11 protein-coding genes are annotated in these 15243 nt (G+C 37.2%); all 11 read left to right on the top strand.

Annotated features, from left to right (window positions below):
• Positions 1–77: 77 nt before the first annotated feature.
• The 11 genes from RBU60_RS14155 (at position 78) to RBU60_RS03265 (ending at position 14972) form a co-directional block, all read left to right on the top strand.
• The gene (locus RBU60_RS14155) at positions 78–308 is read left to right on the top strand and encodes a laminin B domain-containing protein (protein WP_407660188.1); all 231 of its coding nucleotides are present in this window, start codon (positions 78–80) and stop codon (positions 306–308) included.
• Positions 309–845: 537 nt separating this feature from the next.
• Entirely contained in the window at positions 846–1370 is a 525-nt protein-coding gene (locus RBU60_RS03310) for a hypothetical protein (protein ID WP_308863242.1), read from the top strand.
• A 24-nt stretch (positions 1371–1394) separates the two neighbouring features.
• Positions 1395–1928, top strand: coding sequence for a T9SS type A sorting domain-containing protein (locus RBU60_RS03305; protein WP_308863241.1), 534 nt, complete (start codon positions 1395–1397; stop codon positions 1926–1928).
• 69 nt (positions 1929–1997) lie between these two features.
• A complete protein-coding gene (locus RBU60_RS03300; protein WP_308863240.1) occupies positions 1998–4592 on the top strand; it encodes a tail fiber domain-containing protein in 2595 nt (864 codons plus the stop codon).
• Positions 4593–4972: 380 nt separating this feature from the next.
• Positions 4973–5506: a T9SS type A sorting domain-containing protein gene (locus RBU60_RS03295; protein WP_308863239.1), complete on the top strand. Its 534-nt coding sequence runs from the start codon at positions 4973–4975 to the stop codon at positions 5504–5506.
• A 69-nt stretch (positions 5507–5575) separates the two neighbouring features.
• On the top strand, positions 5576–8353 hold the full coding sequence (locus tag RBU60_RS03290) for a tail fiber domain-containing protein (protein WP_308863238.1): 2778 nt from the start codon (positions 5576–5578) through the stop codon (positions 8351–8353).
• 74 nt (positions 8354–8427) lie between these two features.
• Complete coding sequence (locus RBU60_RS03285) at positions 8428–9195, top strand: hypothetical protein (protein ID WP_308863237.1); 768 nt, start codon at positions 8428–8430, stop codon at positions 9193–9195.
• 266 nt (positions 9196–9461) lie between these two features.
• Positions 9462–10049: a hypothetical protein gene (locus tag RBU60_RS03280; protein ID WP_308863236.1), complete on the top strand. Its 588-nt coding sequence runs from the start codon at positions 9462–9464 to the stop codon at positions 10047–10049.
• Between the two features lie 68 nt (positions 10050–10117).
• A complete protein-coding gene (locus RBU60_RS03275) occupies positions 10118–10678 on the top strand; it encodes a hypothetical protein (RefSeq protein ID WP_308863235.1) in 561 nt (186 codons plus the stop codon).
• 188 nt (positions 10679–10866) lie between these two features.
• The gene (dgt, locus tag RBU60_RS03270; RefSeq protein ID WP_308863234.1) at positions 10867–12207 is read left to right on the top strand and encodes a dGTP triphosphohydrolase; all 1341 of its coding nucleotides are present in this window, start codon (positions 10867–10869) and stop codon (positions 12205–12207) included.
• A gap of 107 nt (positions 12208–12314) precedes the next feature.
• Positions 12315–14972: a T9SS-dependent M36 family metallopeptidase gene (locus RBU60_RS03265; RefSeq protein WP_308863233.1), complete on the top strand. Its 2658-nt coding sequence runs from the start codon at positions 12315–12317 to the stop codon at positions 14970–14972.
• Positions 14973–15243: the final 271 nt, after the last annotated feature.

Genomic DNA, 15243 nt, shown 5'->3' with positions numbered 1-15243 from the left:
AAATGGAACTAAAATTAAAAGGATTTTTTAACAAAGCGGCCTAATAAAATTAGTCACAAAATTACTAGGAAGTCCAGATTTATTATGAAATAGCTACGTATCTTACGGAAGATTGGACAAATTATTCTGTAAAAATTGACGAAAATAATGCTTGGCGTTATGGAGATCATCAGGGAGAAAATACGCTAGCTACAAAAGCACAAATCAAAGAAGTCTTATATAATGTGACCGATTTTTGGATTCGTGGAGAGTTTGAAGATGGTAATGATGATGGAGGCTTAGATAAAGTCGAAATTATTGCAGAGTAATCAGTAATTATATAGATTCTATAGTCCATTTTTTATCAATTAGAGATAAGATAAGAGGGTTTATATCTAGACCATAAAATCTCTTCAAACGATTATAAAAACAGGCAGTTCAAGTTTTGACTAGCCTGTTTTTTTATGGAAAATACTTTTTAAAATTTCAAGACAAGCCTTTCCGAACATTACACGGACGAGCCTCGGGGAATTCGGCCGTGCCGTTCTGACTGGTTAAACCCTCTGGAGGGATTAAACCTTCATTAATAACTCAAAAACAACATTTTATAAAATTATTTATCTAAAAATAGGTTTCTCAATTACCATCCATACACGAAATCCTACCATATACAAAACCATTCACAACGTAGATACATTCACGTCCTGTTTTCATATAAATATGACTTAATTTTATTTGACACAAAAAGACAACTCGCTTCGCTCATTTGGTGTTGAATCGCAAGTTTTAAAGTGAAACATGCAAGCTGAAATTACTAAAATATTAAATAAAGAAATGAGTATTCATACCCTATTAAACAAATGATTATGAAATTAAAAACAACTATTCTAAGTCTGGCTTTTCTATCCCTCTTCTTTCTGTTTTCCTGCGGAGATGAAAAGAATAACAAGTCTAATCAGGATGATAGCGCAACAGCTACAATAACTTTAGATGATGGTCAGGAATTAGATTTTAAGTCTACGTTTAATACTAGTGCATCTTTAATGAGCCAAAAATTCGGGATTGGATTTACCAATATGAACAACGGAATCACGGTTTATATGATGATCATGTCCCCTAAGAAATTGGTTCCGGGAACCCATGATGGATATATCAAAGTGAGTCAAATGGGGAAGTCTAATCTTATAGAAGAAACCTATGATTCTCACTATAACAAGGGAGCCGAAACCAAAAAAGAGGGAAACAGTAAGTTAACCATTACTACTATGAATAGCGACCTAGCCCAAGGAACTTTCTCGGGAACTCTTTATTCTAAAAGCGGTAAAAAAATAACCATAAAAGACGGAGTCTTTAATGTTAAGAAGAAGAAAAGAAAGAATAGAAAAAAGTAAGTCAGCTACTAAATCCACATACTTATGAAAACATTTACAAAAAAAAGTTTCAAAATTAATTACATCGGGTTACTTGTGCTTCTTGGGTTTCTCCCCTTTTCTATAAGCGCTCAATCTACCTTAAATGCTTCGGGTGCAAGTCAGACCCTATCCAGTGGAACCTATGATTATTCTGTTGGGGAGATGATGCTGATTAGCACGCAAAGCAATGCCAATATTACCGTAACCCAAGGTTTACTTCAAATAGAAGATCCTTCTTTGGGAGTATCTCAAACTGTATTTTCTAATCAGAATCTTAAAATTTATCCCAACCCGGTGGATAATATACTAAACATAAAACCAGATATGCAGGGAACTGGAGAACTTTCGGTACAACTTTTTGACATTCATGGAAGACGTATTTTACAAAAGAAATTTTCCTTGCAAACCGGTTTAGAAAAACAACAACTCGATCTTTCTTCCTTAGAACAAGCCACCTATATGCTAAACGTGCAGTTTAATCGCGGAAAACAAAGCTATAGACAATCCTATAAAATCATTAAATCTAGTAAACCATAATTTTTTGTGTAACACTCATTAGAAATTAAACCCTCCATGAGGGATCTAAAAACTTTTAAATCTAATATTATGAAAAAATTTATCTTTCTATTTCTCAGTTTAGTCTTTATGAGCCATAGCGCTCAGGCGCAAACACCTGAGAAATTTAATTATCAAGGCATCGCTAGAAACAATCAGGGCGAACCTATGGCCTCTCAAGATTTGGGCTTAAAAATTAGTATTATTAATGGCAGTACCGCCATTTATTCAGAAACACATCAAGTAACTACCAATAATTTTGGTCTTTATAGCTTAGCTATTGGGGATGGTACCCCTGTATCTGGCGCTATGAATAGTGTAGGTTGGAGTACTACCAAACTTCTAAAAGTAGAGATTGATCCTAATGGAGGAACCAACTATACAGATTTAGGTACTACAGAGCTTTTAAGTGTGCCTTATGCGATGTATGCCGTAACCAGCGGTGACAATGGAAGTCCTACTGGAGCTGCTGGCGGGGATTTAACTGGCACCTACCCTAATCCAGATATCGCAGACAATACCGTAAATACCGCTCAGCTTTCAAACAATGCTGTAAAAACACCAAAAATATTTGATGGCGCAGTAACCTCTTCTAAACTAGACGATATGGGAGCTACTAACGGACAGTTCCTAAAATTTGATGGCACCAACTGGGTGCCAGGTAACGATGACGGTGGTTCTACTGGAACAACCTATACCGCGGGAGACGGAATTGGAATTTCTGGAAGTAATGAAATTACAGCCAATTTAGGTACCGACATTGAAACAAGTGAACTCCAAGATGCCGCAGTAACTGAAATAAAAGTCGCCGATAATGCTATTACCACGACCAAAGTAAACGATGGTGCAATAACCTCTGCAAAAATTAACGATATGAGTGCAACCAGCGGACAAGTTCTAAAATTTGACGGGACTAACTGGATGCCCGCTAATGAAACGACTGCCAATGCTGGATGGGCACTTGATGGTAACACAGCCACCGCTACAGATTTTATAGGAACTACAAATGATGAAGCCCTGCGGTTCAAGATGAACGGCTTCAGAGCAGGATTTATAAAAGGTAATATTGCTTATGGGCTTAATTCCTTACCTGAAAGCAGTTCTGGAATAAGAAATACTGCCATTGGAAATTCGTCTCTAAACTCCAATACTACGGGAGAGCGAAATACAGCAATTGGAGAATCTTCTCTTAGTGAGAATATTACGGGTAGTACTAATATTGCAGTTGGAGATGGAGCCCTTAGCTATAATGAGGATGGTGACAGAAATACTGCGATTGGTGGTAGTTCACTTCTATTAAATGTTTCAGGGGCAAACAATACAGCGACTGGAGCATTCTCACTGAATAATAACACTAGCGGATTTGGAAATACCGCAATAGGCCGAGGGGCGCTCTCCATGAATGAAACTGGAAGTGATAACCTTGCCATTGGAAATGGTACCTTTAATTCAAATACTACTGGCGATTTAAATACTGGCATAGGTTCTTACGCAAATGTGAGTACTGGTGATTTGACTAACGCTACAGCCATTGGTTCCCGTGCCTTCGTGACACAAAACAATTCCTTGGTCTTAGGAAGTATTGATGGGGTAAATAATGCCACGGCAGACACCAAAGTGGGGATTGGGACTACTAATCCGGATGCGCAACTAGATATATCAGGCGGACAGTGGGATTTAACAACTACTGAAGGGGATTTAAGAATAGGTAACGATACCCATAGACTTAAAATGAGTATGTCTACTGGTGGTGCAGGTGCCGGAAACGGAAGAATTCGCGCAGTTGGTGGTACAAATAAATTGTTGTTGGGTGGTGGTACTGATGATGTGCTATCTGTAGGTGGAAATGGCCACGTAGGTATTAACAATGATAACCCAGATGAAGAACTTGTCATTGGTGGTAACTTAGGCTCTGGTTGGGGAATCCCAGCAGCAACTATTGGGAATAGTTTTGGTGGCGGTATTGAAGTAGGTAATCCTGATGTATCTCTTCAAATGAGTTCTAGTACTGGCTTTGAGTCACGTATAATAGCTAATGATCCCAATGGTGTTGGTGAAGGTAATATTGAAATGCGTACCAGACAATTGAGTGTTGGTATAGATGCAGGTATAGATATAGCTAATGCATACCCACTTCGGGTGATTCAAAGCTCAGTCTTTGGGATGTATTTGGAGAATGCAGTTGACGCAACAAGTAATTGGGAATTCTATACATCAATTGCAGGAAATTTACAATTATATGGTGGTGGAAATCTCGTAGGTAATTTTGATGAAACCAGTGGTAATTATACGGCAACATCAGATGAAAGGTTGAAAACCAATATTGTGGGAATGCCATCCATATCTGAAAAATTACTTCAATTGGATGCAAAAAATTATAACTACAAAAGCAATCTTAGCAAGAAATATAATGGTTTCTTAGCACAGGATATTCAAAAGTTATTTCCCGAAATTATAACAGAAATTGAAGGAAGAAGTCCAGGTGATATCTCTGTATTAACGGTAGACTATGCACAACTTACAGTGCTAGCCATTAAAGCCATTCAAGAACAACAAAAAGTCATTAAAACACAAGCCAATGAACTAAAAGAAGTGCATCAAAAATTAGATAACTTAGAAGCACGACTATTAAAATTGGAAAAATAATAAAAGCTCCTACGCAAAATTTTAGAGTAGTTATTACCCTTTAAAAAACCAAATTTCAGGATAAATTCTAAATCCTGAAATTTGGTTTTTTTTGCGATAGAAAAGTGTCAAGCGGTAAAAGGGATTAGTCAGCAAGACCACATCCTTTAAAGTGATTGATGCTTTAAATATTCCGTTTTTATTCAAAATGCACAGAGAGTATAAACTCATAAAAAGATCATAAATGATATTTTAGCAAGAATGTGATCAAAAAGAGATACTCTTTAATTACCATCTATACACGAAATCTTACCATTTACAAAACCATTCATAGTGTAGGTACAATCACGTCTCGTTTTTATAGAGGTATGGTTTAATTTTAATCCCTAAATCAAGCAATTATGAAAACCTTCTCAAAATTAAGTTTCAAAATTAATTACATCGGGTTACTTGTGCTTCTTGGGTTTCTCCCCTTTTCTATAAGCGCTCAATCTACCTTAAATGCTTCGGGTGCAAGTCAGACCCTATCCAGTGGAACCTATGATTATTCTGTTGGGGAGATGATGCTGATTAGCACGCAAAGCAATGCCAATATTACCGTAACCCAAGGTTTACTTCAAATAGAAGATCCTTCTTTGGGAGTATCTCAAACTGTATTTTCTAATCAGAATCTTAAAATTTATCCCAACCCGGTGGATAATATACTAAACATAAAACCAGATATGCAGGGAACTGGAGAACTTTCGGTACAACTTTTTGACATTCATGGAAGACGTATTTTACAAAAGAAATTTTCCTTGCAAACCGGTTTAGAAAAACAACAACTCGATCTTTCTTCCTTAGAACAAGCCACCTATATGCTAAACGTGCAGTTTAATCGCGGAAAACAAAGCTATAGACAATCCTATAAAATCATTAAATCTAGTAAACCATAATTTTTTGTGTAACACTCATTAGAAATTAAACCCTCCATGAGGGATCTAAAAACTTTTAAATCTAATATTATGAAAAAATTTATCTTTCTATTTCTCAGTTTAGTCTTTATGAGCCATAGCGCTCAGGCGCAAACACCTGAGAAATTTAATTATCAAGGCATCGCTAGAAACAATCAGGGCGAACCTATGGCCTCTCAAGATTTGGGCTTAAAAATTAGTATTATTAATGGCAGTACCGCCATTTATTCAGAAACACATCAAGTAACTACCAATAATTTTGGTCTTTATAGCTTAGCTATTGGGGATGGTACCCCTGTATCTGGCGCTATGAATAGTGTAGGTTGGAGTACTACCAAACTTCTAAAAGTAGAGATTGATCCTAATGGAGGAACCAACTATACAGATTTAGGTACTACAGAGCTTTTAAGTGTGCCTTATGCGATGTATGCCGTAACCAGCGGTGACAATGGAAGTCCTACTGGAGCTGCTGGCGGGGATTTAACTGGCACCTACCCTAATCCAGATATCGCAGACAATACCGTAAATACCGCTCAGCTTTCAAACAATGCTGTAAAAACACCAAAAATATTTGATGGCGCAGTAACCTCTTCTAAACTAGACGATATGGGAGCTACTAACGGACAGTTCCTAAAATTTGATGGCACCAACTGGGTGCCAGATAACGTGACTGGCGGTGGTGCTGGCGACGATTGGGGAACGCAAGTTATTGAAAACACAAACCGCCTTAGCGGAGATGGAACTGCCGCAAACCCATTAGATATTGCCCAACAAGGTGCTGCAGATGGACAAATCTTGAAATGGAACAACACCAACAATACTTGGGAGCCAGCAGATGATGAGACGGGAACCGGTGGAGGAACTGCTGACGACTGGGGAGTGCAAGTTGCAGAAACCAATGTCTCTCTTGATGGAGACGGAACTACTACCAATCCTTTAGGTGTTGCAGACGATGCCATTGCAACAGTGAACCTTCAAGATGCCGCTGTGAATACCGCAAAAATTGATAATGCAGCCGTAACGGGTGAGAAAATAAACCAAATGAGTGCGACCGACGGACAAATCCTGAAATGGAACAATACAAACACGACTTGGGAACCAGCTGACGAGACAACCAGTAATGCTAGCTGGGCATTAGACGGTAACGCTGCCACTGCTACTGATTTTATTGGTACGACCAATAATCAAACTTTGCGATTTAAGCAAAATAATATACACGCAGGCTTTATTAATAGCGTTAATACTGCATTAGGAAGAAATACCTTATTTGAAGAAACGACTGGAAGCGGTAACACGGCATTTGGAGAATTAACTTTAAGCGAGAACACGACAGGAAATAAAAACACCGCAACAGGAGATAACGTCTTAAGATCTAACACAACTGGAGATCGCAACACCGCATTTGGAAATGAAGCCTTACTCGCTAACTCAACTGGAAATGATAATACCGCATCTGGAGTCTTTGCATTGACAAGCAATACGACAGGAAGTGAAAACACTGCTATTGGATTATCTTCACTTAGGTCTAACACAGCCGGTAGTAATAATACCGCAACGGGATTTGAAGCTTTAAAAGCTAACACGACCGGAGAGAATAATATAGCAATTGGAACAAATGCATTGTTATCTAACGAATCTGGAAGTGCAAATACTGCCTCTGGCGCTTATGCTTTGGGCTTTAATACGGCTGGCCAGAAAAACACTGCAACAGGAGGAAATGCCTTACTTTCAAATGAATCTGGTGACAGAAATACTGCTTCTGGATATAGTGCTTTAGGCGATAACACGACTGGTGAAAGAAACACTGCTTCGGGGGTTGGAGCATTAGGAACTAACACAACAGGTTCTTATAACACTATGTTCGGTTACGCGGCAGATGTTGACTCAGATGATTTAACCAACGCAACAGCTATTGGTGCTCAAGCCATAGTGGCACAAGACAATTCTCTGGTTTTAGGAAGTATTAGTGGTTTGAATAATGCCACAGCAAATACCAAAGTAGGTATTGGTACGACGACACCCTCTGAACGACTACACGTAGTAGGTAATGAGCTTTTAGAAGGGAAGCTTACTATAAAGGAGAACTCTAACGATTACTCCAAGATTTATTTTAAAAACGACGCCACCCCAGGACGTTGGACCTTGGCGGGTTACCCAGAGACAGACCCAGCAAATTCTCTTTTCAACTTTTATTACAATGACGGTACAGTGGGCCGTGATATATTACAGGTATCCGGTCAAGGAAAAGTAGGGATTAACCATGACCCTACAGGTACTGGCTCGATCACGGGAGCACTTTCTGTTAAAGGTCTTAGTAGTGGTGCTGATATTCTCAGTTTGATAGGAGGTAGCAACAGTAATACATGGGGATTTTTTATTGTAGAAGATATGATGTTATATTATAATGATATCAATAAAGGAAGTTTTGATAAAACCTCTGGAGCCTACAGTTCCGTTTCCGACCGTCGTCTTAAAGAGAATATGGTTCCAACCAAAGCATTGCTTAGTAAAGTACAAGACATTAAAATTATGGACTATACTTTTAAAGCAGATAAAACCCAAGAGCCACAAATTGGCTATATCGCGCAGGAATTGGAAAAACAATTTCCGGAATTTGTGAACAAACCTAATAAAGACAGTAAACGCGAAAACTATTACACGGTAAATTATGCGGGGATGAGCGTGGTGGCTATTAAAGCCATACAAGAGCAACAAGTAACCATTAATGCCCAAGAGATTACCATTGAAGGACAAAAGAAGGAACTTAAAGAAGTGCGCACGCAATTAAACAATATGGAAGCACGACTTTTAAAATTAGAAAAACAATAAAATATAAGAAAGACTTTAAGAACGTAATTATGAAATCTAAAACCAAAAATCCTTAACTTTAAAAAAACAATATTATGAAAACTTTAAAGAAAACAACCTATCTCATCCTGCTGGCCCTTCTTTCTATGATGACTAGTTGCAGCAGTGATGATGATCTAGCAGAAAATCCGCAAGATCCTGGTCCTAGCCAAGGAACAACAGCACCTTTTGATTTAGGAGAAATCTATCAAAAAGATTTGACTCTTCCTACGCAGCTCAATCAATCTACAGATGAAAACGCAATGGGATTAGTCTCTAAGTATGAGGAGGTGATTGGTTTTCAGGATGACAGCGATATCGCTCAGGTTCCTCCGGGAGCTGTCTTGAGCCACGATCCTGTTCAAGCAGGAAACGGAAGATCAACCGCAAATGAAGATTATGACTATGACGTTTATACGTATACTGTAGGAGGTACCACCTTAATTTATCAGTTTTCGGTACAAAATGGGGAAGAAGTATTTGAACTTTTTCAAGATATTGATGGCGATGAGCTTGATATGATGTTACTCTATGAGGTGCGTCAAAGTATGGATGGCGCTACTGGCACTGCTTCTTTTTACTTTTTTGGGGCAGCCATTACATGGACTTGGCAAGTAAATGCCGATGAAAGCATTCTCATGACTATGCAAATTCCCAACGGAATTAATGGTGGTATTTTATACGAAGCAATGTTATATCCAGACAATTCTGGTTACCTTAGTTTTTATGTAGGTAACGATTTAAATTTAGAATACCACTGGAGTGGTGATGGTAGCGGAACTTGGGTTAATCATACCAACAATGAAAGCGGTTCTTGGAATTAATTACGAGAACTCCTTAAAATTTCAGTAAAAGCAATATCTATTTTATTCTACTAAGAAAAGCTTTTCCATTCATTTGGAAGAGCTTTTTTTCTAGCCGATTTTAAAAAAGTTTAAGAATCAGAAAAAAAACAAATATACCTTGTGACAAATTACCTATCATACAATAAACTGTTCCATATACAAAACAGTTCCTACCAGTGATACAACAAACCCCTGATTTTAAGTAAATAGGCTTTATCTTTAAGTTAATAAACAAAATTATTCTGATGAAAACCTTAAAGAAAATATCTTATTTGATTCTATTCATTTGCATTGGCCTTATGATAGGCTGTGGTAGTGATGATGATAAAAGCAACCCTAATGATGATCCAGGGAATCCTAGCAGTCAACAAGGAGAACCTCACAGTTATGACATTATCATAAATGAAGAAAATGCTGACGAACGCCACATTTCTGGTGAAATTGAAAATGTTTTTGGTAGTAACAACACAGGATCAGATTTTTCTACCTATTCAACTATTGAGAATGGCAAACTGATGGTATTGCACCTAAGTAATAGCGATGTGGTAATTAATGGAATGTTCTATTACGCTAATGATGGACACACGACAGATCTTGGATTGAATACCGATAACCAATCGAATATGATCATTACGTTCTCCCCACCCTCTTCAGATATTCACCAAAGTGTTTCGGGTTCTGTAGAGTTGAACAATATACACTATGGACTTGTAGAGGCAGAAGGCGGAATTGTAGGTTACACCTTAACTTTTGACGGAAATTTTCAAGAGGTTAACGACAATACTTCTCAAATTTCGGGAACCTTTGTCATTAATCTCCCAAGTCTTCTTTAATAAAACAAATGCAATAAGTACTCAATAATTACAAAATTGACAAAATACCTCATTAAAACTAACATCTTATGAAGTCTTTATTCAAAATTGAAAGTCTTCTGTTAGCTTTTTTAGTGATCCAAATGATGATTTCTTGCAAAAACCAAAAAGCGAAAGAAAATGACGAAAACTTCACAGGTTCGAGCAGGCGTGACGACATCTGTAATCTGCTCAAAAAAGAAGACATTCAATCTGTCTTTGAGGTATCAAAGGAGTTGAAAATAGAACAGAGGGAAGAGGAAAAAGCAATTTGCTTTTATGGTTGGAAGGCAGCAGGTGATGAGTTTCTATACTATTCTGTCACCTTAAATTTTGCTCGGGGAGAAAAACGTACCAAGAGCCAAATTGATGCTTTGTGGAAAGGTCAGTATGATAGGCTCTATCATCGTCATGAACTGCAAGAAGTTACTCACGTAGGTGATAAAGCTTCGTGGAGTAAACTTGGCGGCGGACAATTACGCGTGGCTTCGCATGGGTTTATCTTTTACATTTCACTTTCGGTGACGCCAAGTAAGGATAATCCTATGAATACCAAAAAAATGATAACAAAAGCTTCGAGTTTGGCAGAACTCGTAATTGATAGAATGTAAAATGATATCTGTCAGCATAAAAAATTTGTGACCTATAATCAAGGACACTTTTAATAAAAATTCCACTAAGTTTTTAACCTGTTCCAATCCTTTTGAATTTGGCACAGGTTTTTTTATGCAAAAAATAATTCTGTAACGCATAAAAAATACTATTTTCCCATTTTACTACTAATGTATAAATTTATCACATGAATTGGGAACAATTACTTTCTTTAAAAAGATTTGGAGATACACAAAAACGTTTGCGCTTAGATCAAGATGATACCCGTTTGGGTTTTGAAGTAGATTACGATCGCATCATTTTTTCTTCGGCCTTTAGGAGTTTACAAGACAAAACTCAAGTGATTCCGCTTTCTAAAACAGATTTTGCTCATACGAGACTTACCCACAGTTTAGAAGTTTCTGTTGTAGGAAGATCCTTGGGTAGAATAGCGGGTAAGAAAGTCATAGAAAAGCATTCACATCTTGCGGCTACACACGGGTATCACTTTAATGATTTTGGTGCGATTGTGGCTGCGGCCGCTTTGGCACACGATATCGGGAATCCGCCTTTTGGTCATTCTGGAGAGAAAGCAATTGGAGAATATTTCCTTAACGGAAAAGGACTCCGCTTTAAAGAGCAACTCAGCGAAAAACAATACCACGATTTAACCCATTTTGAAGGAAATGCCAATGGTTTTAAATTGGTTACCGAAACCAAAAACGGTAACAAAGACGGCTTAAGACTTTCTTATGCCACCTTGGGCGCTTTTATGAAGTACCCAAAAGAATCTTTACCGCATCAACCTACTAAAGCGGTTCACGATAAGAAGTTTGGTTATTTTCAGACCGAAAAAGAAATCTTTAAAGATGTAGCCGAAGACTTGGGGTTATTAAAAATAGGTAACGAAAATGATATTCATTACAAACGTCATCCCTTAAGTTTTTTGGTGGAAGCGGCAGATGATATTTGTTATACGATTATTGATTTTGAAGACGGAATCAACTTAGGGCTTATCGAAGAAGAAAAAGCCCTAGAACTGTTGATTAAACTCGTGGAGAAAAATATACGGCCTGAAAATTATTCCCAGCTTACTTCTACCCAAAGCAGATTGAGTTATTTAAGATCCTTAGCGATTAGCACCTTGATTCAGGAAGCTGCGAATATTTTTATAGAGAATGAAGAAAAAATCCTAAATGGAGAGTTTCAAACTTCTTTATTAGACAAGTCTAAATACAAAGTTCAAATAGAAGATATCATCAATATTTCTATCCAAAATATCTATCAAAGTCAGGATGTCACCGAAAAAGAAATTACCGGCTATCAAATTATCAACACCATATTGGATAAGTTTTGCAATAGTGCAGAAAGGAAATCAAACCAATCTGCGACTAATTACGATATATTGATAAGTCAAACGTATTTAAAAGATTTAGACGAGGAACAAGATATCCACAAATGGCTGATTGATATAAGCAGTTATGTGGCTTCTTTAAGCGACGGAAATGCCTTAAGAATTTATCAAAAAATAAATGGCTTTCACTTATAAAAGCTAGTTCTATGCATTTAGAACTAGCTTTTTAACGATTGTTCACCTTCCATAAGGATAATATTGTATATTTTTACATTTATTTAACAATTTAAACCCCAAATTTAATGGTAAGAAACTTTTACTCCATACTGCTCATAGTAGCATTATTCATAGGTAATTCCGTTCAGGCGCAAGATGAATACATGCCTATTATTAAAAATTATTTATCTAATAACCTTAAAGATTTCTCTGCTTCAGATATAGCCGAATTAGAGATTACAGATTCTTATTTTTCTAAAAGTACAAATACTCAACATGTTTTTGTAAATCAATCTTATAACGGGATTCAGATCTTTAACGCACAAGGAAATTTTGCCATAAAGAATAATAAAGTAGTTTACTTTTCAAATAATTTTCAGGCAAATATAAGTCAGCGTACTAATAATTCTAACCCTAGTCTAGATCCTATTACTGCTGTCAACAAATTAGCGGCTAAGTTAAATCTAAACCCTTCTGGATTAGAAGTTATCTCATCATCTAATCAAGAGTTTATCCTATCAAACGGCTCCATTTCCCAAAATGAAATTCCGGTAAAGTTAATGTACCAACCTGTTGGAGAGCTTATCCAATTGGTATACAATATCAATATCTACACCTTAGATCACAAACACTGGTGGGACATTTCTGTAGATGCAAATAACGCTAAGATCTTATTTAAAAACGATTGGGTTATTTCTTGTACTTACGGAGTAGAAAAGCACTCTCACACTACTTTTGAGGCTGTAGACCATACAATTCAGGAGCAAGAAAATAATTTCGGTTTTTTAAACACCACTACGTTAGTTGATAACGCTAGCTATAAAGTATTTGCAATCCCTACAGTGTCGCCTGCAGACGCAGATAGACAATTAGTAAGCAATCCAGCTAACACCAATGCTTCTCCTTATGGATGGCATGATACTAATGGCAATGCAGGTGCAGATTATACCTACACCCGAGGTAATAACGTGTGGGCATTTGATAGTCGTGATAGTAATTTAGGGGATTCTCCAGAAGGAACAGAAGCCCTTATATTTGATTTTCCACTAGATTTAAATCAACAACCAGTAGGTTATATAGACGCTTCTGTTACCAATTTATTCTACCTCAACAATATGATGCATGATGTATGGTATGAGTATGGTTTTGATGAAGCCAGTGGTAATTTCCAGAAAGAAAATTACAACAATCAAGGTCTGGGCGAAGATTATGTTTTTGCTAGAGGACAAGATGGGGCAAATAATGGACCTGGAAATAATGCTACCTTTGCTACACCTCCAGACGGAAATATTCCAACCATGAGAATGTTTACATGGAACGCATCAGGCTTACCCCAAGTTTTATCCATAAATACATCAGGGGAATTAGCAGGTAATTATACAGGGTCTACAGCTAGTTTTGGCCCCTCCATTCCTAGTTCTGGTATTACTGCAGATATGATTCTTTCTATCGATGATAATTCAGGGCCTTCTTCAGATGAGTTAGACGCTTGTGATCCACTAGTTAACGCTGCAGACTTAGATAATAAGATTGCGGTAATTAAAAGAGGTGAATGTAGCTTCGCTTTTAAAGTGGAAAGTGCAGAAGCTGCAGGCGCAGTAGCTGTAATTATCGTGAATAATGAAGCAGGAACTCCTATACCAATGGGAGGAACCCCTACAAATCCTGTTACCATTCCTTCTATTATGTTATCAAAGACTGATGGAGATGCAATCATTGCAGCTTTAGTAGATGGACAAACGCTAAATGTTACGCTTAAGCAGTTTGGACCTTACATTAAAGATGGTTCTTTAGACGGTGGAATTGTTTCTCACGAATATGGTCACGGTATATCTACTAGACTAACGGGAGGTCCTTCCAATGCAGGTTGTTTATACGCTTGTGTAGAGGTTGACGAAAATGGAAATTGTATTCAGTATACAGAGCAAATGGGTGAAGGTTGGAGTGATTTTTTTGCACTTATGATGACCTTAAAGCCTGGTGATAGTGCAGACGATCGTAAGACTATTGCTAATTATGCACTAGGACAAGATGATAGCGGTGGCGGCTTAAGACCTGCTCCTTACTCTACAAATACTGTGATTAACCCAGCCACTTATAATGATTCAAACAACCCTAATATCTTGGCTCCGCACGGAGTTGGATTTGTTTGGGCGACGATGTTATGGGATATGACTTGGGATCTAATTGATGAGTATGGATACGATGAAGACCTATTAAACGGAACAGGAGGAAACAATATCGCTATGCAATTGGTAATAGACGGTTTAAAATTACAAGCATGTAATCCTGGTTTTGTAGACGGGAGAGATGCTATCTTACAAGCAGATATGCTAAATAACAATGGCGATAACCAATGTTTAATCTGGAAAGCTTTTGCTGATAGAGGTTTAGGATATAACGCAAATCAAGGAAGTTCTTTAGATCGCTTTGATCAAGTAGAGAATTTTGAGATGCCTCCATTAAGTGTGATCAATTGTACGATGGGTACGAGTTCTTCTTCTTTGGAAAAAGCATTTAGTATTTATCCAAACCCTGCGTCTAGATACGTAAATGTACAATCAAACGCTGCTCAAGACGATGCAACGATTGCTATTTATGACCTTAACGGAAGAAGGGTAGTGAACCAGAAACTAGCTAACAACACTACACAAATCAACATTAATGGTTTAGCGACTGGAGTTTATGTAATGAAAATTAATTCAAAAAATAAAACTCAGACTGAAAAATTAATCGTTCAGTAATAGAATATTCTAATAGTAAAAAGCCCTCTTGAATAATTTTCAAGAGGGCTTTTTTATGTCCTTATCGGAAAGTAAACTTTTCCTGTTTATGCGAAAGTTTAGATGGGCAAATCCTATAAAACGATAATACTCTTAAGCTTTTCTGAAGTAGAACATCGTTCTCATTGCATCAAGTAATTTCTAGCGCCTATGACAAGTTAACCTTAATTGAGTATAAGATCATGGATATATTTTACAATCATTAAGAAGCTTTATGAAGTTTGTGTAAGAG

The sequence above is a fragment of the Mesonia profundi genome, assembly GCF_031085155.1.
GTDB lineage: Bacteria > Bacteroidota > Bacteroidia > Flavobacteriales > Flavobacteriaceae > Mesonia > Mesonia profundi.
Note: the sequence above shows the minus strand (reverse complement) of the source record. Positions and strands in the feature narration are given on the sequence as shown.